This is a genomic window from Achromobacter denitrificans NBRC 15125 (genome assembly GCF_001571365.1).
Classification (GTDB): domain Bacteria; phylum Pseudomonadota; class Gammaproteobacteria; order Burkholderiales; family Burkholderiaceae_B; genus Achromobacter; species Achromobacter denitrificans.
This window is the reverse complement of sequence record NZ_BCTQ01000023.1, coordinates 1-19,853: the sequence shown is the minus strand read 5'-3', so window position 1 is coordinate 19,853 and position 19,853 is coordinate 1. Positions and strand designations below refer to the sequence as shown.

22 protein-coding genes are annotated in these 19,853 nt (G+C 66.5%); 7 read left to right on the top strand and 15 right to left on the bottom strand.

Annotated elements, in window-relative coordinates:
- The first annotated feature begins 101 nt into the window (after positions 1-101).
- Positions 102-785 carry an orotate phosphoribosyltransferase gene (gene pyrE / locus ADE01S_RS19035; protein ID WP_062683295.1) on the top strand — a complete coding sequence of 228 codons (684 nt, stop codon included), beginning with the start codon at positions 102-104 and terminating at the stop codon, positions 783-785.
- Positions 786-836: 51 nt separating this feature from the next.
- Here the strand turns inward: pyrE and ADE01S_RS32165 are convergent, their stop codons facing one another.
- The 6 genes from ADE01S_RS32165 to gatC all read right to left on the bottom strand — a co-directional run bounded on the left by ADE01S_RS32165 (position 837) and on the right by gatC (position 4,884).
- Entirely contained in the window at positions 837-995 is a 159-nt protein-coding gene (locus ADE01S_RS32165) for a type II toxin-antitoxin system VapC family toxin (RefSeq protein WP_242663410.1), read from the bottom strand.
- Positions 992-1,147, bottom strand: a complete 156-nt coding sequence (locus ADE01S_RS32160; protein WP_242663411.1) for a hypothetical protein — start codon at positions 1,145-1,147, stop codon at positions 992-994. Before ADE01S_RS32160 ends, ADE01S_RS32165 begins: the two co-directional genes overlap by 4 nt.
- The gene (locus tag ADE01S_RS19030; RefSeq protein WP_062683294.1) at positions 1,144-1,389 is read right to left on the bottom strand and encodes a type II toxin-antitoxin system Phd/YefM family antitoxin; all 246 of its coding nucleotides are present in this window, start codon (positions 1,387-1,389) and stop codon (positions 1,144-1,146) included. The genes ADE01S_RS32160 and ADE01S_RS19030 overlap by 4 nt, the downstream gene beginning before the upstream one ends.
- Positions 1,390-1,520: 131 nt before the next feature.
- On the bottom strand, positions 1,521-2,978 hold the full coding sequence (gatB, locus tag ADE01S_RS19025; RefSeq protein ID WP_062683293.1) for an Asp-tRNA(Asn)/Glu-tRNA(Gln) amidotransferase subunit GatB: 1,458 nt from the start codon (positions 2,976-2,978) through the stop codon (positions 1,521-1,523).
- 4 nt (positions 2,979-2,982) lie between these two features.
- Positions 2,983-4,572: an Asp-tRNA(Asn)/Glu-tRNA(Gln) amidotransferase subunit GatA gene (gatA, locus tag ADE01S_RS19020; protein WP_062683292.1), complete on the bottom strand. Its 1,590-nt coding sequence runs from the start codon at positions 4,570-4,572 to the stop codon at positions 2,983-2,985.
- Between the two features lie 3 nt (positions 4,573-4,575).
- Entirely contained in the window at positions 4,576-4,884 is a 309-nt protein-coding gene (gatC, locus tag ADE01S_RS19015; RefSeq protein WP_043546962.1) for an Asp-tRNA(Asn)/Glu-tRNA(Gln) amidotransferase subunit GatC, read from the bottom strand.
- Between the two features lie 227 nt (positions 4,885-5,111).
- Here gatC and ADE01S_RS19010 point away from each other — a divergent pair, with 227 nt between their 5' ends.
- The 5 genes from ADE01S_RS19010 (at position 5,112) to rodA (ending at position 10,754) form a co-directional block, all read left to right on the top strand.
- The gene (locus tag ADE01S_RS19010; RefSeq protein WP_006216320.1) at positions 5,112-6,155 is read left to right on the top strand and encodes a rod shape-determining protein; all 1,044 of its coding nucleotides are present in this window, start codon (positions 5,112-5,114) and stop codon (positions 6,153-6,155) included.
- Positions 6,156-6,239: 84 nt separating this feature from the next.
- Positions 6,240-7,124: a rod shape-determining protein MreC gene (gene mreC, locus ADE01S_RS19005; RefSeq protein WP_062683291.1), complete on the top strand. Its 885-nt coding sequence runs from the start codon at positions 6,240-6,242 to the stop codon at positions 7,122-7,124.
- Entirely contained in the window at positions 7,111-7,677 is a 567-nt protein-coding gene (mreD, locus tag ADE01S_RS19000; RefSeq protein ID WP_062683290.1) for a rod shape-determining protein MreD, read from the top strand. The genes mreC and mreD overlap by 14 nt, the downstream gene beginning before the upstream one ends.
- Positions 7,678-7,692: 15 nt before the next feature.
- Complete coding sequence (mrdA, locus tag ADE01S_RS18995; protein WP_062683289.1) at positions 7,693-9,621, top strand: penicillin-binding protein 2; 1,929 nt, start codon at positions 7,693-7,695, stop codon at positions 9,619-9,621.
- Positions 9,618-10,754, top strand: coding sequence for a rod shape-determining protein RodA (gene rodA, locus ADE01S_RS18990; RefSeq protein WP_062683288.1), 1,137 nt, complete (start codon positions 9,618-9,620; stop codon positions 10,752-10,754). The genes mrdA and rodA overlap by 4 nt, the downstream gene beginning before the upstream one ends.
- 449 nt (positions 10,755-11,203) lie before the next feature.
- On the opposite strand, the gene ADE01S_RS18985 is transcribed toward rodA, so the two are convergent.
- The 5 genes from ADE01S_RS18985 to argB all read right to left on the bottom strand — a co-directional run bounded on the left by ADE01S_RS18985 (position 11,204) and on the right by argB (position 16,466).
- Complete coding sequence (locus ADE01S_RS18985) at positions 11,204-12,256, bottom strand: Ldh family oxidoreductase (RefSeq protein ID WP_062683287.1); 1,053 nt, start codon at positions 12,254-12,256, stop codon at positions 11,204-11,206.
- Between the two features lie 12 nt (positions 12,257-12,268).
- The gene (locus tag ADE01S_RS18980; RefSeq protein WP_062683286.1) at positions 12,269-13,762 is read right to left on the bottom strand and encodes a DASS family sodium-coupled anion symporter; all 1,494 of its coding nucleotides are present in this window, start codon (positions 13,760-13,762) and stop codon (positions 12,269-12,271) included.
- A gap of 303 nt (positions 13,763-14,065) precedes the next feature.
- A complete protein-coding gene (gene slmA, locus ADE01S_RS18975; protein ID WP_062683285.1) occupies positions 14,066-14,641 on the bottom strand; it encodes a nucleoid occlusion factor SlmA in 576 nt (191 codons plus the stop codon).
- 54 nt (positions 14,642-14,695) lie between these two features.
- The gene (locus ADE01S_RS18970) at positions 14,696-15,442 is read right to left on the bottom strand and encodes a pyrimidine 5'-nucleotidase (protein ID WP_062683378.1); all 747 of its coding nucleotides are present in this window, start codon (positions 15,440-15,442) and stop codon (positions 14,696-14,698) included.
- Between the two features lie 121 nt (positions 15,443-15,563).
- On the bottom strand, positions 15,564-16,466 hold the full coding sequence (gene argB, locus ADE01S_RS18965; RefSeq protein WP_062683284.1) for an acetylglutamate kinase: 903 nt from the start codon (positions 16,464-16,466) through the stop codon (positions 15,564-15,566).
- 264 nt (positions 16,467-16,730) lie between these two features.
- Here argB and ADE01S_RS18960 point away from each other — a divergent pair, with 264 nt between their 5' ends.
- Complete coding sequence (locus ADE01S_RS18960; protein ID WP_062683283.1) at positions 16,731-17,519, top strand: MetQ/NlpA family ABC transporter substrate-binding protein; 789 nt, start codon at positions 16,731-16,733, stop codon at positions 17,517-17,519.
- Positions 17,520-17,589: 70 nt separating this feature from the next.
- On the opposite strand, the gene ADE01S_RS18955 is transcribed toward ADE01S_RS18960, so the two are convergent.
- From ADE01S_RS18955 to ADE01S_RS18940, 4 genes are all read right to left on the bottom strand, one after another.
- Complete coding sequence (locus ADE01S_RS18955; RefSeq protein ID WP_062683282.1) at positions 17,590-18,081, bottom strand: TlpA disulfide reductase family protein; 492 nt, start codon at positions 18,079-18,081, stop codon at positions 17,590-17,592.
- Positions 18,078-18,815, bottom strand: coding sequence for a BON domain-containing protein (locus ADE01S_RS18950; RefSeq protein ID WP_062683281.1), 738 nt, complete (start codon positions 18,813-18,815; stop codon positions 18,078-18,080). Before ADE01S_RS18950 ends, ADE01S_RS18955 begins: the two co-directional genes overlap by 4 nt.
- Positions 18,812-19,405, bottom strand: a complete 594-nt coding sequence (locus ADE01S_RS18945; protein WP_062683280.1) for a phosphoheptose isomerase — start codon at positions 19,403-19,405, stop codon at positions 18,812-18,814. Before ADE01S_RS18945 ends, ADE01S_RS18950 begins: the two co-directional genes overlap by 4 nt.
- An 85-nt stretch (positions 19,406-19,490) precedes the next feature.
- The coding region (locus ADE01S_RS18940; RefSeq protein ID WP_062683279.1) for a YraN family protein at positions 19,491-19,853 on the bottom strand (363 nt) is incomplete at its 5' end.

The following is a 19,853-nucleotide window of genomic DNA, read 5'->3' as shown; positions in this document are numbered from 1 at the left end:
CCGGACAATGCCAGGAATTTAACCGACTCGGCGCGGATGCCAGGGAATAGCCCCGACAACGGATAAAATGCCAGCGTTTGCCACCTACCGGATCCTCTCGCATGACCGCCGCCCATTCCTCCGCAACCGCTCTCGACTTCGTCCGCTTCGCCTTGAACGAGGGCGTGCTGCGTTTCGGCAGCTTCAAGGTCAAGTCGGGTCGCATCAGCCCCTATTTCTTCAACGCGGGCCTGTTCAACAGCGGCGGTTCGGTCGGCAAGCTGGCGCAGTTCTACGCCCAGGCCTTGCTGGATTCGGGCGTGGCCTTCGACATGCTCTTCGGGCCGGCCTACAAGGGCATCCCGCTGGCCACCGCCACGGCCGTCGCGCTGGCCGGCCATCCCGGCATGCAGGGCCGCGGCGACGTGCCGTTCGCCTACAACCGCAAGGAAGCCAAGGACCACGGCGAAGGCGGCACGCTGGTGGGCGCGCCGCTCCAGGGCAAGGTCGTCATCATCGACGACGTGATCACCGCGGGCACCTCGGTGCGCGAGTCGGTCGAGATCATCCGCGCCGCGGGCGCCGAGCCGGCCGCCGTGCTGATCGCCATGGACCGCATGGAACGCGCGGGCCCGGACGACGCCCTGTCGGCGCATTCCGCCGTGCAGGACGTGGCGAAAACCTACGGCATCCCCGTGGTGTCGATTGCCTCGCTGTCGGACATCCTGGCCCTGCTGCAGGACGACGCGTCGTTTGCCGAACACCGCGACGCGGTGCTGGCCTACCGCACGAAGTACGGGGTGTAGGAAACACCCGTTTACAGCGACGCGGATAGAGGGCGGCCTGGTGCCGCCCTTTTAGCCGTAGCTTGCCGCGGGCTCGGCGATGCCGTGGGGCTGGCCGAAGACGGCAACGCCACTGGCCCGGGCCGCATCCGCCAGCTTGCGATCAAAGGTGGCCAGATACGCCCTGCTCCTCTGGGCGAGTTCCAGGTAGCTGGCATCGTAGACGGTCAATCCGTGAGTGCGAGCCAGTTGATAGCTGCGGGGAATGCTGGAAGACGGGTGGCGTGGATCGGGAAAAATGGGCAGCCGACGTGGGCGTCGACACGGCCCAGCAGCCAGGCCAGGACGACCGATGCGTCCGGTATCAGGCGGATGGGATTCATTCCCGGCCCTCTTCGATCCAGGATCGGATCACTTCGTGGGAAACGGCCGGCGCTGGCGTGAAGCACTTCATCGCTTCGAGCGCATTGTGGGCATCCAGCGACGTCGTGGGCAGGGCGGGGGTCAGCCTGGCGCAGGGCACGCCGTCAACCGAAATGATGAAGTGCTGCCCCTGGCGCACGGCTTGCAGGTGGTCGGAAAACCGGTGCAGGAGGTCGCTGCTGCTGATTTCGAGATAATTCATGGCCAAGCCTCTGATCGAGAGTCGAACAAATCATTCTTGGCCAAACAAAAGGCCGCGGCAAGATGCCGCGGCCCTTCGTTTTGTCTGATACCTCGTGAGCGCAGCCGTTGAAGGACGCGCTTCGCAGAGGATCAGGCGTCCAGCTTCTGCTTCAGCAAGTCGTTCACCTGCTGCGGGTTGGCCTTGCCGCGCGCGGCCTTCATGATCTGGCCGACCAGGGAGTTGAACGCCTTCTGCTTGCCGGCCCGGTACTCTTCCACGATGGCCGGGTTGGCCGCCAGCACCTCGTCGATCATGGCGCCGATGGCGCCGGTGTCGCTGATCTGCTTCAGGCCGCGGGCCTCGATGATGGCGTCGGGCTGGCCGCCGTTCTCGCCGGCCCACATGGCGCCGAACACTTCGCGCGCGATCTTGTTGGAGATGGTGCCGTCGATGATGCGGCCGATCAGGGCCGCCAGGGCGGGCGCCTGCACGGGCGAGTCGGCGATGTCCTTCTCTTCCTTGTTCAGCGTTGCGGCCACTTCGCCCATGATCCAGTTGGCCGCCAGCTTGGCCTGGCCGGCCGGCAGGGCCCGCGCCACCGATTCGAAGTAGGCGGCCAGGCCGCGGCTGGCGGACAGCTGGGCCGCGTCGTAGGCGGTCAGGCCGTAGTCGGATTCGAAGCGGGCGCGCAGCGCGGCCGGCAGTTCGGGCATGGCGGCGCGCACTTCGTCCACCCAGGCGCTGGAGATCACCAGCGGCGGCAGGTCGGGATCCGGGAAGTAGCGGTAGTCATGCGCGTCTTCCTTGCTGCGCATGCTGCGGGTTTCGTCGCGGTCGGCGTCGTACAGGCGGGTTTCCTGCACGACGGTGCCGCCGTCCTCGATCAGTTCGATCTGGCGGCGCGCTTCGTGGACGATGGCGCGTTCGAGGAAGCGGAACGAGTTGACGTTCTTGATCTCGGTGCGGGTGCCGAATTCCTTCTGGCCCACCGGGCGCACCGACACGTTGGCGTCGCAGCGGAACGAGCCTTCCTGCATGTTGCCGTCGCAGATGCCCAGCCACACGACCAGGCTGTGCAGGGCGCGGGCATAGGCCACGGCCTCGGCGGCCGAGCGCATCTCGGGTTCCGTCACGATTTCCAGCAGCGGCGTGCCGGCGCGGTTCAGGTCGATGCCGCTGCCGGGGGCGCCGTTGGCGAGGTGGAAGTCGTCATGCAGCGACTTGCCCGCGTCCTCTTCGAGGTGAGCGCGCGTCAGGTTGACGGTTTTCTCTTCCTCGCCCACGAAGAACGACAGCGAGCCGCCCACCACCACCGGCAGCTCGTACTGGCTGATCTGGTAGCCCTTCGGCAGGTCGGGGTAGAAGTAGTTCTTGCGCGCGAACACCGAGCGGGGCGCGATCTCGGCGCCCACGGCCAGCCCGAAGCGGATGGCGCGTTCGGCGGCGCCGCGGTTCATGACCGGCAGGCTGCCCGGCAGCGCCAGGTCGACCACGTTGGCGTGGGTGTTGGGCGCGGCGCCGAATTGGGTGCTGCTGCCCGAAAAAATCTTGGAGTCCGTGGAAAGCTGGGTGTGCGTTTCCAGGCCGATGACGATTTCCCAGTTCATTTTCTCAGCCTTGCTGGACAGGGGCACGCGTATGCCAGTCCGTCACTTGTTGGTAGCGGTCGGCGATGGCCAGCAGGCGGCCTTCGTCGAAGTAGTTGCCGATGATCTGCAGGCCGACAGGGCGTGGACGGGCGCCAGCGCCGCCGGGCCGCCCCAAGGCGCTGGCAGCCCCCTCGGGGGGCAGTCCATTTGCGCCGAAGCCGCAGGGAACGGACATGGCCGGCAGGCCGGCCAGGCTCACGCCCAGCGTGTAGACGTCGGCCAGCCAGTCGGCCGTGGGATCGTCGCGGTTGTCGCCGATGTTCTTGGCCACGGTGGGGGTCACGGGGCCCATGATCACGTCGCACTGGCCGGCATAGGCGCGCTGGAAATCCTGCGCAATCATGCGGCGCAGGCGCTGGGCCTGCAGGTAGTAGGCGTCGTAGTAGCCGTGGGACAGCACGTAGGTGCCGATCAGGATGCGGCGCTTGACCTCGTCGCCGAAGCCTTCGGCGCGCGAACGGCTGATCATTTCGTTCAGGTCGCCGTACTCGGCGGCGCGGTGGCCGTAGCGCACGCCGTCGTAGCGGGCCAGGTTGCTGGACGCTTCGGCGGGGGCGATCACGTAGTAGGCGGGGATGGCCAGCTCGGTGCGCGGCAGCGAGACCGGCACGCGCACGGCGCCCAGCGCTTCGAACTGGGCCAGCGCGGCCTCGACCGCGGCGGCCACGTCCGGCGCCAGGCCGGCGCCGAAGTATTCGGCCGGCACGCCGATGCGCAAGCCCTTGAGCGGCTGGCTGCCGGCGGCGTCGTAGCGGCTTTGCGCGGCGTCGAAATCGCGGCGGACGCGGCCGGGTTCGTTCACGGCATCGTCGCACTTTTGCAGGCTGGTGGCGTCGCGCGGGTCGAAGCCGCTGATGACGTCCAGGAGTTCGAGCAGGTCGCGGCTGCTGGGGGCCAGGGGGCCGGCCTGGTCCAGGCTGGAGCCGAAGGCCACCATGCCGTAGCGCGAGACGGTGCCGTAGGTGGGCTTGATGCCGCTGACGCCGCACAGGGCGGCGGGCTGCCGCACCGAGCCGCCGGTGTCGGTGCCGGTGGCGGCGGCCACGAGGCGGGCCGCGACGGCGGCGGCCGAGCCGCCCGAGGAGCCGCCAGGCACGGCGGCGTGGTCCCAGGGGTTCTTCACGGCGCCGTAGGCGGAGTTCTCGTTGCCGGAACCCATGGCGAATTCGTCGCAGTTCAGCTTGCCCAGCGACACGGCGCCGGCCTGTTCCATGCGTTCGACGACGGTGGCGTCGAAGGGGCTGACGTAGCCGTCGAGCATCTTGCTGCCGGCGGTGGTGCGCCAGCCGCGGGTGACGAACGCGTCCTTGTGGGCGATCGGGACGCCGGCCAGCGGACCGGCGGTGCCGGCAGCCAGCGCCGCGTCGGCGCCGCGGGCCTGGGCCAGCGTCAATTCGGCGTCAATATGTAAAAAGCTATTCAGGCCGCTGGCCGCGTCGGCGGCCGCCAAGGCGCTTTGGGCGAGCTCGACGGCGCTGACCTGGCGTTGCGCAAGGGCCGCGCGCAGGCCGGCGATCCCCTCGAATTGGGTGTGCAGAGCAGGTTTCGTCATGACTTAATCCAGGACCTTGGGAACCAGGAACAGGCCGTCCTGGGCGTCGGGAGCGTTGGCCAGGAGTTCCTCGCGGCGCGCTTCCGAACTGGCTTCGGTCACGGCGTCTTCACGCAGGCGCAGCACGATGTCCTCATGGGCGGACAAGGGGTGGGCCAGCGGCTCGACGCCCTGGGTATCGACCGACTGGAGCCGTTCGATCAGGTGGAGGATGCCGTTGAGTTCGGCTTGCGCGAGAGCGCGTTGGTCGGGGGTCAGTTCGATTCTGGCCAGCCGGGCAATGCGGGCCACATCTGTGTCATTGAGCGCCATGGGGATTGCAAAATCGATAAGCGAAGGCCGAAGGGCGGGACAGGGCAGTATGCATACGCCGAACCCGTTACAAAGCTTGAATAGCCTGCATTTATGCGCTATTTCCGGGGAAATTATAAGTTATGATTCACGGTTTAATCGTCGTGATGACAGGCGGACCCGTCCCTTTTCGGGCCCTACGCCCCGCGGCATGAACCCAATTCCCCCCAGAATTTAGCTGAGCTCCCATGTTCGGATTCCTGCGCAGTTATTTTTCCAGCGATATGGCGATCGACCTCGGTACCGCCAACACGCTGATCTACGTCCGCGGCAAGGGCATCGTGCTCGATGAGCCTTCCGTCGTCGCAATCCGTCATGAAGGCGGTCCCCACGGCAAGAAGATCATTCAGGCCGTCGGCCATGAAGCCAAGCAGATGCTCGGCCGAGTACCCGGCAACATCGAGGCCATCCGGCCCATGAAAGACGGCGTGATCGCCGATTTCACGGTCACCGAGCAGATGCTCAAGCAATTCATCCGCATGGTGCACCCCCGCAACATGCTGGCGCCCAGCCCGCGGATCATCGTCTGCGTGCCCTGCGGCTCCACCCAGGTCGAACGCCGCGCCATCCGTGAATCGGCCCTCGGCGCGGGCGCGTCCCACGTGTTCCTGATCGAAGAACCGATGGCCGCGGCCATCGGCGCCGGCCTGGCCGTCTCCGACGCCAGCGGCTCCATGGTCGTCGACATCGGCGGCGGCACCACCGAAGTGGCGGTCATCTCGCTGGGCGGCATGGTCTACAAGGGCTCCGTGCGCGTCGGCGGCGACAAGTTCGACGAAGCCATCGTCAACTATATCCGTCGCAACTACGGCATGCTGATCGGCGAGCCCACCGCCGAACTCATCAAGAAGGAAATCGGCTCGGCCTTCCCGGGCTCCGAAGTCCGCGAGATCGAGGTCAAGGGCCGCAACCTGGCCGAAGGCGTGCCGCGCAGCTTCACCGTTTCGTCCAACGAAATCCTGGAATCGCTGACCGACCCGCTGAACCAGATCGTTTCCGCCGTGAAGATCGCGCTGGAACAGACGCCTCCGGAACTGGGCGCCGACATCACCGACAAGGGCATCGCCCTGACCGGCGGCGGCGCGCTGCTGCGCGACCTCGATCGCCTGCTCCAGGAAGAAACCGGTCTGCCCGTCGTGGTGGCGGACGATCCCCTCACCTGCGTCGTGCGCGGTTGCGGCGAGGCGCTGGAACACCTTGAAAAGCTGGGCGCGATCTTCATCAACGACTAATTTTGCCCGCCAGCCCGGAGCCCCGCTTTTTCACGGCTCCGGCCGCTGCCGGAGCGACGGACGCGGGCGTCCGGGCTGAGATTCATGCAACGACAAGGGACTCCCCCCCTATTCAGGCGCGGCCCACCTGCGGAGGTGCGGCTGGTCGTTCTGGTCGTCCTTGCCTTGGCCCTGATCGTCATGGATTCGCAGTGGCGCATGCTGGAACCGGCGCGCCGGGCGATGTCCGTGGCGCTGTACCCCTTCCAGCGCGCCGTCATGGCGCCGCGCGACCTCGTCCAGCAGGTGAACGAGTGGGTCAACGCGGCCAACCTCATCCGTAGCGAAAACGAAGCCCTGCAGCGCCAGCGCATCGAGCTGGCCCAGGTTGCCACGCACGCGGCCCAGTTGGCCGCCGAGAACGCGCAGCTGCGCCGCCTGCTGGGCGTGACCGACACCGTGGCCCAATCCGCCGTGGTGGTCGAGGTCATGTACGAACCCACCAACGCCTTCACCCAGCGCCTGGTCTTCAACAAGGGCAGCAAGGCCGGCCTGGCGCCGGGCATGCCGGTGATCGACGAAGGCGGCGTGGTCGGCCAGATCGTCCGCGTGACGCCCATGACGGCCGAGGCCGCCCTGGTCACCGACGAGCAGGTCTCCATTCCCGTGCAACTCCTGCGCAACGGGCTGCGGCTGATCGCGTTCGGGGGCAACTCGCCGGGCAAGATGGAAGTTCGTTACCTGGCGGCCAACGCCGACATCAAAGAAGGCGATACCATCGTTACCAGCGGCGTCGGCGGCTTGTTCCCCGCCGGCCTGCCGGTGGCCAAGGTCACCTCGGTCGAGCGCGATACGGCATCCGGTTTCGCGCGCGCCGTGTGCGAGCCCCTGGCCCATCCCGAACGCTACCGCCACTTCCTGGTCCTGCAGGTGGACGTGGCCCGCGCCGAATCCAACCGTCAGGAGGTCGATTCCGGTGGATCGGACTAATCAATCCTCGGGGCAGGCCCGGCCCCGCCTGGGCACCCCCAGCAACGTCCAGCCCGACCGCCTGTCCGGCCCGGCGCATGGCGTGTTCGTCTGGGGAACCGTGCTGCTGGTGTGGCTGGTTTCCCTGCTGCCGTGGCGCCTGTGGCAGGGCGCGCCCGACGTGCTGCTGCTGATCATCGCCTTCTGGTGCGTGCACGAGCCGCGCCGGGTGGGACTGTTCACGGCGTTCTTCTTCGGCCTGCTGATGGACGTGCACGATGCCGGCCTGCTGGGCGAGCACGCGCTGTCGTACACGCTGGTCGCCTACGGTGCCGTGGTGCTGCACCGCCGCCTGCAACGCTTCGATCTCTGGAGCCAGGCGATGCACATGCTGCCCGTGTTCTTCCTGGCCCGCTTCCTGACCCAGATCATCCATGCGTGGCTGGCCGGCAAATGGCCCGGCTGGGATTGGGGCGTCAGCGTGCTCCTGACCACCGCCCTGTGGCCCCTGGCGGGCTGGGTCCTGCACTTGCCGCAGCGCGGTGCCGACGACGCCGAATCGTCCTCCGCCTGACGGCGGCGCCGCGTCATGTTCGAATTCAAGAAAACCGGCCAGCAGCAGAAGCAGCGATTCCGCCTGCGCGCCTGGGTCGGCGGCATTTTCGCGCTGGCCTGCTTCGGCGTGCTGGTGGGCCGGTTCTGGTACCTGCAGGTGGACCGCTACGAGGGCCTGTCCGAACGCGCGGACCGCAACCGCATCGCCGTCGTGCCGATTCCGCCGCGCCGCGGCGAAATCCTGGACCGCAACGGCGAAGTGCTGGCGCGCAACTACCGCACCTATACGCTTGAAGTCGTGCCGGCGCACGCCGGCAACGTGAACGAGCTGTTCGACCGGCTGACCGAGGTCGTGTACATCAGCCCGACCGACCAGCGGCGCTTCAAGCGCCGCGCCGCGGAGTCCAGCCGCTACGCCAGCCTGCAGCTGCGCAACAACCTCAACGAGACCGAGGCCGCCTGGTTCGCGGCGCACGCCTTCCAGTTCCCCGGCGTGGAGCTGCGCGCCCGCTGGGTGCGCGAATATCCGCAAGGCCTGTCCGCCGCCCACGTGGTGGGCTACATCGGCCGCATCGCCGAGGGCGACATCGAAGAGCTGGACCGCGCCGGGCTGCTGGGCAACTACCGCGGCACCGACGTCATCGGCAAGAAGGGCATCGAGAAGACCTGGGAAGAGCAGCTGCACGGCCGCACCGGCCTGGAAGAGGTCGAAGTGACCGCCGGCGGGCGGCCCATGCGCACGCTGCGCCGGATCGATCCGGTGCCGGGCTCCGACATCATGCTGTCCATCGACCTGGGCCTGCAGAAAGTGGCCGAAGAGGCATTCGAGGGGCAGCGCGGGGCGCTGGTCGCCCTGGACCCCGATACCGGCGAGGTGCTGGCCTTCGTCTCGCAGCCGTCCTTCGACCCCAACCTGTTCGTCGACGGCATCGACGTCGACAACTGGCGCATGCTGAACGAATCGCCCGATCACCCCCTGATCAACCGGCCGCTGTACGGCACCTATCCGATCGGCTCCACCTACAAGCCCTTCGTGGGCCTGGCCGCCCTGGAACTGGGCAAGCGCCGCGCCACGGACCGGATCTCGGACCCGGGCTACTTCGAATTCGGCGGCCAGAAGTTCCGCAACGCCGGCGGCGCGGCCTACGGCATGACCGACATGCACAAGGCCATCGTGGTGTCGTCCGACACGTATTTCTATTCCCTCGGCCCCGAGATCGGGGTCAACGCGCTGCACGATTTCACCAAGCAGTTCGGCTTCGGCCAGATCACCGGCATCGACCTGGAAGGCGAGAAGCGCGGCGTGCTGCCGTCCACCGACTGGAAGCGTTCGGCCTACAAGGACAAGGAGCGCCAGCGCTGGTATGCGGGCGAGACGATTTCCGTGGCGGTCGGGCAGGGCTACAACGCCTTCACGCTGCTGCAACTGGCGCAGGGCACGTCCACCCTGGCCAACAACGGCCTCTACCGGCGCCCGCACCTGGTGCATGCGGTGCGCGATCCGCGCAGCGGCGTGGCCAAGCCCACCGAATCCGCGCCGGATTACCGCATTCCGCTCAAGCAGGCCAACGTCGACGTGATCAAGAACGCCATGGCGGACGTGGTGCGCGCCGGCACGGCGCGGCGCGCCTTCGCCAACACGCCCTACCAGGCGGCCGGCAAGACGGGCACCGCCCAGGTGTTCAGCCTGCGGGGCGGCCACTACCGCGCCAGCGCCATCGACGAGCGCCTGCGCGACCACGCCCTGTTCATGGGCTTCGCGCCGCTGGAGCACCCCCGCATCGCGGTGGCGCTGATCGTCGAAAACGCCGGCTGGGGCGCGAGCGTCGCGGCGCCCGTGGCGCGCAAGGTGTTCGACTACTGGCTGGCCAAGGACCGGCAGGACAAGATCGTGCGGCCGGAGCGCGCGGATCCCTTGGCCTCGGTTGAAACCATCGCCTCCGAAGTGGTGCGCAAACCATGAAACGCCTGGGCCTCATCCTGCTGCGGGTGTTCACCGCTTTCGACTGGCCGCTGCTGGCGATCCTGCTGATGTTCGCGGCCCTGGGCCTGACCGTCATGCATTCGGCGGTGGGCGGCACCGACTGGCGGTTCGCCGAGCAGTCGCGCAATTTCATCATCGCCTTCTTCGCCATGTGGACCATGGCCTTGATTCCGCCCAAGTGGCTGATGAAGCTCGCCCTGCCCTTCTACGTGGTGGGGGTGGTGCTGCTGCTGGGCGTGGAATTCTTCGGCGAGACCAGCAAGGGCGCGACCCGCTGGCTGAACCTGGGCGTGACCCGCATCCAGCCGTCCGAGATGATGAAGATCGCCGTGCCCATGATGCTGGCCTGGTACTTCCAGCGCCATGAGGGGGCGGTCCGCATCCGCGACTTCCTGGCCGCGGCCGCGATGCTGGCCGCGCCTTTCGGCCTGATCGTGCTGCAGCCCGACCTGGGCACGGCGCTGCTGGTGTTCGGCGCCGGCTTCTTCGTCATCTATTTCGCGGGCCTGTCGTTCAAGCTGTTGGTGCCGGTCCTGCTGGCCGGCATCATCGCCATCGGCACGCTGGTCTACTACGAGGACCAGCTGTGCGAGCCCGAGGTGGACTGGGTCGTGCTGCACGATTACCAGAAGCACCGGGTCTGCACGCTGCTCAATCCCAGTTCCGATCCGCTGGGCAAGGGCTTCCACACGATCCAGTCGATGATCGCCGTGGGCTCCGGCGGCGTTTACGGCAAGGGCTACATGAAGGGCACCCAGACCCACCTGGACTTCATCCCGGAACGCACCACCGACTTCATCTTCGCCGTGTATGCCGAGGAGTTCGGCCTGTACGGCGGCATCGCGCTCCTGGTGCTGTACGGGCTGATGATGGCCCGCGGCCTGACCATCGCGTCGCGCGCCTCTTCGCAGTTCGGACGCCTGCTGTCGGGCTCGCTGACGATGATGCTGTTCATCTACGTGTTCGTGAACGTGGGGATGGTGACGGGGATCCTGCCCGTGGTGGGGGTGCCGTTGCCGTTCATGAGCTATGGGGGGACGGCTTTGTTCACCATGGGGATTGCGTTTGGGATCATGATGAGTATTAGTCGGCATCGGTCGGCTAAGAGTTGATCTTTTTGCTGGTTTGCTAGTGGGCGCTGCGGGTTCTTCGTAGGTCGCCCGTCTTGGCCTGGTGCGCTGCTGGAGCCGTGGGTAGTGGCGAGTCTTTTACTGCCCGTCGTTTTCGTCCGCGCAGGCGGCCGAAAACGACATACGTGATTTCTGAAATTTCGATGGTGTTCGCTGTCGCGAATGCGAGCAGTCGTTTTCTGATGACATCACCGTTCAGTGGGTGGGGCGGTGATGGGTGGCGCGCGGCAGGTAGCGGTGTGCGCTTGACGACTCTCTCGCGCGCGCCACCCATCTGGCATCGTGGCTTAGCGGCAGGTGATGATCAGCGACCTGGTGAAGTTCGGGGATGAGCAGCCACCATCGAGGCGTTAATGCTGACGGGCGTCTTGAGAACCCAAGACGTCCGAAAGCAAGCAAACAAACGCTACCCGCAAGAACAGCCTGCTACCTCAAGAAGGCAACGCCTCAGGCACGCCAAGATCAACGGCCAGCTTCATCAACCCATCCCAGATCCGGCTGTCGAATTCCACCGAATCCGCGTTCACCGCCCGGTTGCGGGCCTCGTATTCCCCCGGATACTGCACGGCTTCGACGCCAGGCTGAGGCTTGCAGGCGTGCAGGTAGTCGATGAACGCGCCCACCTCCATCGATCGCCAGTCCGTATTGAAGTCCACCTGCGGATCCAGCAGCAGCGCGAACATATTGTTCGTCGCCACTCCGATGCGGGGATGCTCGGGCTGGATCGTGCCGCCGCCGGACAGGACGCCGGCCAGCAGTTCGGCCACCAGGCCCAGCGCGTAGCCCTTGTGGCCGCCGAACGGCAGCAGGGCGCCGGGCGGGTCGGTGAAGAGCGCGTTGGGGTCGGTGGTCGGATTGCCCTGGGCATCGATCAGGGAGCCCGCGGGCGCGGGCTCGCCCTTGGCGGCCAGCACGCGGGCCTTGTTCACGGCGATGGAGCTGGTGGCCATGTCCACGATGAACGGGGGCCGCCCGCCGGGCAGCGGGCCGGCGAAGCACAGCGGGTTCGTCGTGAGGCAGGCCTGGGCGCCGCCGAAGGGCGCCACGGTGGGCGAACGGTTGATGACGTTGGTGAAGGCCAGCAGGATCAGCCCCTTGGCCGCCACCATTTCCCCGAAGTGGCCCATGCGGCCCAGGTGATGGCTGTGGCGCAGCGTGAGGATGCACTGGCCGTGCTCCTGCGTGCGCTCGATGGCCTTCTCGATGATTACCTTGCCTACGTATTGGCCCAGCCCGTGGTGGCCGTCGTAGGCCAGCATGGCGCCGCGATCGTTGACCAGTTCCGGGCGGCCGTCCGGCCGGGCCAGGCCCTCGGACAGCACGCGGCGATAGTTCGTCAGGATGGACAGGCCGTGGCTGGTGTAGCCGACGCGGTCGGACTCCACCAGGTGTTCGGCCACGTCGCGGGCGATGTCCTCGGGCACGCCCTGGGCCATCAGCACGCGGCGTCCGTATTCATTGGCTTGGGCTAGCGACAGTTTCATCGTGCGCCCTCCTTACAGCCAGCCCAGCCAGCGCCAGTAGGTCATGCCCATCAGGATCATCAGCGCGTAGCCGATGATGGTGACCAGGATGCCGACCTTGGCGAACTGCTTGGCGTTGAAGGTTTCCGTGCCCAGGCACACCATGTTCTGCGGCGCGTTGATCGGCAGGATGAAGCCGTAGCTCACCACGAAGCCCAGCAGCATGGTCATGCCCAGGCGGCTGAAGTCGCCCGGCAGCGTGGCCAGCACCGAGATCAGGATAGGCAGCATCGCCGAGGTCAGGGCGGTCGCGCTGGCGAAGCCCAGGTGGATGATGATCAGGAAGGCCGCCAGGATCGCGAAGATGGCCAGCGGTCCGAGGTGGTCCAGCCCGGTGTGCGCGACGACCTGGTTGCCCAGCCATTGGCCTGCCTGCGTGGTCAGCAACGCGGTGCCCAGGCTGATGCCGACGCCGAACACGATCACGGTGCCCCACGGAATGCGCGACTGCACGTCTTTCCAGGTCATCACGCCAAAGCGCGGCAGCAGCAGCAGCACCAGGCCGAAGTAGGTGGTGGAAGTGGTGTCGAACTTGTGCAGCTTGCCTTCGGTCGACCAGAACAGCAGCAGCATGATGGACACGGCCATCAGGCGCTTTTGCGCGCCGGTCATGGGGCCCAGCTCAAGCAGCGACTTCTCGACGGCTTCCTTGCCTCCCGCGATGCTGTCGCTTTCCGGCGGCAGCAGCTTGAGCACGATGACGATCAGCACGGCCGACATGATTAGCGACCAGGGGGCGCCGGCGATCAGCCAGTCCGACCACGCTACGCGCTGGCCCAGCATCTTTTCCATGAAGCCCACGGTCAGCAGGTTCTGCGCCGCGGCGGTCTGGATGCCGACGTTCCAGATGCTGGTGGCCTGCGCCACGATGATCATGATGCCGGCGGCGATGTTGGAGCGCTTGTCCACGCCGAAGGCCGCGATCACGCCCATCATGATGGGCACCACGGCGGCGCTGCGCGCGGTGGCGCTGGGCACGACCAGGCTGAGCACGATGGTCACGGCGATGCAGCCGATCAGGATGCGGCGCGTGCTGGTGCCCACCTTGGCCAGGGTCACCAGCGCGATGCGGCGGTCCAGCCCGGTGAAGGTCATCGCGGCCGCGATGAACAAGGCGCCGGTAACGAGCGCCAGCGCCGAGTTCGAGAAGCCGGTCAGCGCCATGCTGATCGCGGCGGAGGTGCCGTAGAGGACTTGCGGGTCTTTGACTGTCGGAGCCGTGCCCAGCAGGAAGGCCATCAGCGTCGTGATCATGATCGCGCTGGCTTCGTAGGACACGGCTTCGGTAATCCAGACCACCACGGCGAACGCGAGGATGGCGAGCATCCTGTGGCCCGCGACGGGCAGGTCGGCCGGCAGGGGGAGCATCAGCACGCCGATCATTACGACGATGCCGGCAACCAGTCCGATGGGAATTTTGGTTTTCTTTGGGGCTTGCGAGGCAGGGACTGCGGCTTGCGCGGTCATATCCATCTCCGGTTGAGGTCAAACTGACGACACGCCGCCCCGCGAGCACGGGATCAATCAATTCGGCATGTCGACGCTACAGGATGATCGTGACGGCATTGCGGAAAACCCGTATTGATGCAGGTCAAGCAAATGGAGATTAGCGCTTGTGGAAAACCCATCCCGCGCATTATGCTCGTCGGCCCCCGCGGTCGGCAAGCATGGCAATGTTGCATGAACGCACGCCAATCCGGGCGCGCGCCGCCCATCCGGCCCGCTCGGCCAGCCGCCGATTCGCTCGCGCGGCGGCCTTGATCGGCGGGTTCAGCCCAGCGCCAGGCGCAACTGTTCGTCCAGGTGCAGGGTAGGCGCGACGCGCCAGCCGCTTTGCGCATAGCGCAGCCAGCGGCCCAGCACCAGGTGCGTCAGCAGGCTGGCATGCGCGGCCACATTGGCTTCCGGCGGCAGGCCGCCGTCGGTGATCGCGATGCGCAGCGACTGCTTCAGCGAAGCCTCGATACGATCGTTGATGTGGTTGATGCGTTCCTGCAGGCGATTGTCTTCGGTAACCAGCGCGTCGCCCGTCAGCACCCGGGTCATGCCCTTGTTGCGTTCCGAGAAGGTCAGCAGCATGGAGACGGTCTGGTGCGCCTGGGCCAGCCCATAGGGCTCGGCGGTGGCGATCTGGTTGACCAGCGTGAAAATGCTGGTTTCGATGAATTCGATCAAGCCTTCGAACATCTGCGCCTTGCTGGCGAAGTGCCGGTACAGGGCGGCTTCCGAGACTTCCAGGCGCGCGGCGAGGGCGGCCGTGGTAATGCGGGAGGCGTGCGGCTGCTCCAGCATCTCGGCCAGGGTCTGCAGAATCTGGGTCTTGCGCTCGCCGGGTTTGCTCGCCATGGAAGTGTCTGCTCTCGCGCAGGCTGACGGTGAAGGGGAGGGAGGAGCGCGCCGCTATCCCCGCAAGGGGCGTCGGCGTAACAGCAAATCACTGACGGAGTTTACCCGCAAGTCGACGTAGGCCGGACGTTGCGACCGGCCGCGGGAGAACGGGGTGCCTGGGTGGTACACGTGGACGGTGCGCAGGCCGACCCGGCGCGCGCCGCGCAGGTTGGCCAGCGTGTCCTCCACCAGCACCGCCCGGTGGGCCGGCACGCCTTCGTGCGCCAGCACGTAGCGCAGCAGGGCGGGCGAGGGCTTGGGCCGGTATTCGCCATGCAGCCGCATGTGCTCGACGGCCCACAGGCTGTCGAACTGCCGCAGGATGCCCAGGCGCGAGAGCACGGCGCGGGCGTAGTGCAGCGGCGCGTTGGTCAGCAGCACCTTGCGGCCGGGGAGCCGGCGCAGCTTGTAGGCCAGCGCCTTCTCCGCGCGCACCAGGGAATCGACGTCGAAGTCGTGGCTGCGGTGCAGGAAATCGTGGGCGTCCACGCCATGATGCCGGACCATGCCGATCATGGTGGCGCCGTAGCGCTTCCAGTACTGCGAGCGCAGGCGGTTGGCCGTGTCGATATCCACGTTCAGCGCCTCGGCCACGGCCATGGTCATGCCATGGTCGATCTTCGGGAAGATGGCGTGCGAGGTATCGTGCAGCGTGTTGTCCAGGTCGAACAGCCACAGGCGCTCGGAGGCGCCTTCGGCCGTCCGCCGGGAACGTCGCAGCCGCACCGCGGGCCGCAGCAACTGGCGATGGACTCGCATCAGAAGCACCGCGGGGGAGATATGGCAAGGCCGCCCCAATCAGGGCCGCGCGGATCCGGCTCCGCCGGTCCGCGGCGGCGCCCCCCCGGGGGGGAAGCGCGCAGCGCTACGGGGGGGTGCATCAGTGCGAGCTGATCATCGTGCCGACGCCCTGGTCGGTCAGGATTTCCAGCAGCAGGCAGTGCGGCACGCGGCCGTCGACGATGTGGACGGAGTTCACGCCGTTCTTGGCGGCGTCCAGCGCGGACGAGATCTTGGGCAGCATGCCGCCGGAGATCGTGCCGTCGGCGAAGAGCTCGTCGATGGTCTGGGCCGACAGGCTGCGCAGGAGCTTGCCGCCCTTGTCCAGCACGCCCGGGGTGTTGGTCAGCATCAGCAGCTTTTCGGCGCCCAGCACTTCCGCCATCTTGCCGGCCACGACGTCGGCATTGATGTTGTAGGCCGTGCCGTCCTCGCCATAGCCGATGGGCGAGATGACGGGGATGAACTGGTCGTCCTGCAGCGCCTTGACCACGGCCGGCTCGACCATGGTGATGTCGCCGACGAAGCCGATGTCGATGGGCTCGGACGGGTTGTCCTTGTTTTCCATCAGCTTCTTGCGGGCCTGGATCAGCCCGCCGTCCTTGCCGGTGAGGCCGACGGCCTTGCCGCCGACTTCGTTGATCATCATGACGATGTCCTGCTGGACCTGGCCGCCCAGCACCCATTCCACGACTTCCATGGTCTCGGCGTCGGTGACGCGCATGCCCTGGATGAAGGTGCCTTGCTTGCCGATGCGGCGCAGCGCGTCGTCGATTTGCGGACCGCCGCCGTGCACCACCACCGGGTTCAACCCCACCAGCTTCAGCAGCACCACGTCGTGCGCGAAACTACGCTGCAATCGCTCTTCCGTCATGGCGTTGCCGCCGTACTTGACCACGATGGTCTTGCCGTGAAATCGTCGAATGTACGGCAATGCCTCGGACAGCACGGCGGCTTTGACGGCAGGAGACGAAACGGCAGCAGGGTCGGGGGTGTCGGTCATGGCAGCTAAGTCGGCAAATATACGTATGAGTGGTTAGAAAAAATGCCTGCACAAAAACGCGTTCGGAACGCGGTAGCGCAAGCATACGACGGATTGTAGTACCCACAGGTTTCTTATGCTTTAAACCCATGTTCATATGCCCGACAAATAACCGGCATTCAGGTAAATTGGGGGCGTTTTCGCCACGGCGGGCCCCGCAAAAGGGGGCCAGGCCGTCAGGGTCGGAAAGCCGTCCCCAATTTTCATCCCTATAAGAGGCAATACATGCGTTTGAATCTTGTCCGTTCCGCCCTGGTGGCGTCGGCTTTCCTCGTGGCGGCGAATGCGGCCCACGCCGAAAAAGTGGTGGTCGGCGCGACCCAGGTCCCGCACGCCGAAATCCTGGAAGTGGTGAAACCGCAACTCGCCAAGGAAGGCGTGGAGCTGGACATCAAGGTCTTCAGCGACTACGTGCAGCCGAACCTGCAGCTGGCCGACAAGCAGCTGGACGCCAATTTCTTCCAGCACAAGCCCTACCTGGATTCCTTCAACAAGGACCGCAAGGCCAATCTGGTGCCGGTGGCCCTGGTGCACGTCGAGCCCTTCGGCGGCTACTCCAAGAAGCTCAAGAGCCTGTCCGACCTCAAGGACGGCGCGACCGTCGCGATCCCGAACGATCCGTCCAATGGCGGCCGCGCGCTCGTGCTGCTGCAGAAGCAGGGCCTGATCAAGCTGAAGGACCCGGCCAACATCCTCGCCACCGCGGCGGACGTGGTCGAGAATCCCAAGAAGCTGAAGTTCCGCGAACTGGAAGCCGCGATGCTGCCGCGTTCGCTCGATGACGTGGACCTGGCCCTGATCAACACCAACTACGCGCTGGAAGCCGGCCTGGTGCCGACCAAGGACGCGCTGTTCATCGAAGGTTCGGATTCGCCCTACGCCAACATCCTGGTGACCCGCGACGACAACAAGGATGCCCCGGGCATCAAGAAGCTGGTCGATGCCCTGCACACCCCGGCGGTGAAGCAGTTCATCCTGGAGAAGTACAAGGGCGCGGTCGTTCCGGCGTTCTGAAGCCTGGCTGCGCGGGCGCCCGTTGCACCGATGATGGGCGCGCCGCGGGGAACCCTGGCGCGCCGGCGGGTCAGCCCGCCAGAGCCTTTTCCACGGTGGCGTGGAATTCCGCCACGTCGTATTCGCCCAGGTAGCGCTTGATGATGTTGCCCTTCTTGTCGATCAAAAAGGCGGTGGGCGTCAGGCGGATATCGCCGAAGGCGCGGGCGATGTCGCCCTTGGTGTCCAGCGCCACGGGAAATGGCAGCTTGCGCGTTTCGGCGAAGTTCAGCACGAAGTTGGGCGGATCGTAGTCCATGGCGACGGCCACCGCTTCGTAGCCCTTGCCTGCGTATTCCTTGTAGGCCGCGATGGTCTCGGGCATCTGCTTCACGCAGGTCACGCAGCTGGTTGCCCAGAATTTGACCAGCACGACCTTGCCTCGCAGGTCCTGCATGGAGAAGGTCTTGCCTTCCAGGGTGGTGAAGGTGACGTCGGGGGCGGTCTGCGCGGGGCGCAGGACGAACCAGGCGCCGATGCCGACCGCCACCAGGACGGCGAGCGCTACGATGGCTTTTTTCATTTGATGGGCATGACCTCTACGCCGCCGCCCGTGCCGCCCGCATTGTCGCTGGCCGCGCCGGCGCCGCTTTCGATGGGCGCTTTGGCTTCGGTGGTTGTGGACTGGGAACCGCTGTTCGACAGCCGGATCGCTTCCTCGCGGCTGATCGTTTCAAACAGTTTAACCACCTTGGCCACGCCGCCCACGTCGGCGGTGGCGTTGGCGGCATACTCGCCTTCCGCCTGCGTCACCTTGCCCATCAGGTAGACCACGCTGTGGTCCGTCGTGACCGCGATGGTGCCCGAGGGCACGTACTTGGTATTGAGCAGGGTGCTCTTGACCTTGGAGGTCAGCCAGGTGTCGTTGGACCGCACGCCGAACGAGGCGATGGGGCCGACCGTCAGCTGGTTGATGACCTGCTTGACGTTTTCCACGCCCTGGGCGATCGCGGTGGCCTGGCTCTTGGCTTCTTCCGTGGGCACGTCGCCGGTCAGCAGCAGGTGGCCGCCATAGGCCATGGCGTTGACGCGGGCGGTGTCGCCCAGTTTCTGCGAGATCTGGCTCTGCGCCTTGAACGCCATGTTCTGGTCTTCGAGCTGGACGCCGGAGGTCCGGCGGTCCGTCACGACGACCGCCGTGGTGGCGGCGGCGCCGCCCACGATCAGCGGCGCGCAGGCCGACAGCGACAGCGTGGCCGCGGAGAGGGCCGCGGCAAGCATCAGCGGACGGACTGCGGTACGGGCGTCAGAAATCATTCGGTGTCTCCAAGCAGAAGAGCGTCAATGCCGTCGCACAGCGCGTGCAGCAGCAGAATGTGGACTTCCTGGATGCGCATCGTGCGATCGCTGGGAACACATAGATGGACGTCCATGGGCGTAATGAGTTCCCCCATGACGCCGCCGCCCTTGCCGGTCAGGGCAAGCACGTGCATCTCGCGGGCGCTGGCGGCTTCCATGGCGCGCACCACATTGGGGGAATTGCCGCTGGTGGAGATCGCCACCAGCACGTCGCCGGCCTGGCCGAAGGCGTTGACCTGGCGCTCGAAGACTTCGTCGAAGCCGTAGTCGTTGCCGACGGCGGTGAGGATGGAGGTGTCGGTATTGAGCGCGATGCCGGCCAGGGGCAGGCGTTCGCGCTCGAAGCGGCCCACCAGTTCGGCGATGAAGTGCTGCGCGTCGGCGGCCGAGCCGCCGTTGCCGCAAGCCAGAATCTTGCCGTTGTTCGCCAGGGCGCCGAACAGCACGTCCACCGCTATCGCCAGCGGTTCGGCCAGCACGTTCATGCTTTGTTCGCACGCAGCCATGGCGTCGCGAAAGTGCGACGTCATACGAGAGGTCATGTCCATGGGCGCGATTATCTCACGGTGCCGTAACGCCGTTCTGTCCAGGCGTAACGATCCGCGGACGCGCCGTTACCGGCGTGGCGGGGGGTCAGTCCAGCCAGAACGCCCCGCGCAGCCACTGGGGGTGGCCGGCCTCGAAGACCACCGCGTCGAAGCGGGCGGCGGGCGGGCGGCCGCGCCAATGCCGCCGGGCCAGTTCGGGCAGCCAATGGGCCGCGGCGCGGGCCACCCTGGCCTGTTTTTCGCGGCCGATGCTGGCCGCCGCGCCGCCATAGCGGCCGTCGCCCCGGGCGCGGACCTCGACGAACACCAGCGTGTCGCCGTCGCGCATGGCCAGGTCGATCTCGCCGGCGCGGGTGCGCAGGTTGCGCGCCAGCAGCATCAGGCCCCGCGCGCGCAGCAGGCGCAGCGCGGCCGCCTCGTGGCGGTCGCCGTTGCGCTGCGTGGGCGA

What these genes read in the sequence shown, in the direction of transcription:
- ADE01S_RS18955 (WP_062683282.1), bottom strand. Translation starts at nt 18,081, where the DNA reads ATGAAAAAAGCCATCGTAGCGCTCGCCGTCCTGGTGGCGGTCGGCATC.
- argB (WP_062683284.1), bottom strand. Translation starts at nt 16,466, where the DNA reads ATGACCGACACCCCCGACCCTGCTGCCGTTTCGTCTCCTGCCGTCAAA.
- ADE01S_RS18945 (WP_062683280.1), bottom strand. Translation starts at nt 19,405, where the DNA reads ATGGACATGACCTCTCGTATGACGTCGCACTTTCGCGACGCCATGGCT.
- mreC (WP_062683291.1), top strand. Translation starts at nt 6,240, where the DNA reads ATGCAACGACAAGGGACTCCCCCCCTATTCAGGCGCGGCCCACCTGCG.
- slmA (WP_062683285.1), bottom strand. Translation starts at nt 14,641, where the DNA reads ATGGCGAGCAAACCCGGCGAGCGCAAGACCCAGATTCTGCAGACCCTG.
- ADE01S_RS18950 (WP_062683281.1), bottom strand. Translation starts at nt 18,815, where the DNA reads ATGATTTCTGACGCCCGTACCGCAGTCCGTCCGCTGATGCTTGCCGCG.
- ADE01S_RS19030 (WP_062683294.1), bottom strand. Translation starts at nt 1,389, where the DNA reads ATGAATTATCTCGAAATCAGCAGCAGCGACCTCCTGCACCGGTTTTCC.
- ADE01S_RS32160 (WP_242663411.1), bottom strand. Translation starts at nt 1,147, where the DNA reads ATGAATCCCATCCGCCTGATACCGGACGCATCGGTCGTCCTGGCCTGG.
- gatC (WP_043546962.1), bottom strand. Translation starts at nt 4,884, where the DNA reads ATGGCGCTCAATGACACAGATGTGGCCCGCATTGCCCGGCTGGCCAGA.
- pyrE (WP_062683295.1), top strand. Translation starts at nt 102, where the DNA reads ATGACCGCCGCCCATTCCTCCGCAACCGCTCTCGACTTCGTCCGCTTC.
- ADE01S_RS18980 (WP_062683286.1), bottom strand. Translation starts at nt 13,762, where the DNA reads ATGACCGCGCAAGCCGCAGTCCCTGCCTCGCAAGCCCCAAAGAAAACC.
- ADE01S_RS18985 (WP_062683287.1), bottom strand. Translation starts at nt 12,256, where the DNA reads ATGAAACTGTCGCTAGCCCAAGCCAATGAATACGGACGCCGCGTGCTG.
- ADE01S_RS18960 (WP_062683283.1), top strand. Translation starts at nt 16,731, where the DNA reads ATGCGTTTGAATCTTGTCCGTTCCGCCCTGGTGGCGTCGGCTTTCCTC.
- gatB (WP_062683293.1), bottom strand. Translation starts at nt 2,978, where the DNA reads ATGAACTGGGAAATCGTCATCGGCCTGGAAACGCACACCCAGCTTTCC.
- rodA (WP_062683288.1), top strand. Translation starts at nt 9,618, where the DNA reads ATGAAACGCCTGGGCCTCATCCTGCTGCGGGTGTTCACCGCTTTCGAC.
- gatA (WP_062683292.1), bottom strand. Translation starts at nt 4,572, where the DNA reads ATGACGAAACCTGCTCTGCACACCCAATTCGAGGGGATCGCCGGCCTG.
- ADE01S_RS19010 (WP_006216320.1), top strand. Translation starts at nt 5,112, where the DNA reads ATGTTCGGATTCCTGCGCAGTTATTTTTCCAGCGATATGGCGATCGAC.
- mrdA (WP_062683289.1), top strand. Translation starts at nt 7,693, where the DNA reads ATGTTCGAATTCAAGAAAACCGGCCAGCAGCAGAAGCAGCGATTCCGC.
- ADE01S_RS18970 (WP_062683378.1), bottom strand. Translation starts at nt 15,442, where the DNA reads ATGCGAGTCCATCGCCAGTTGCTGCGGCCCGCGGTGCGGCTGCGACGT.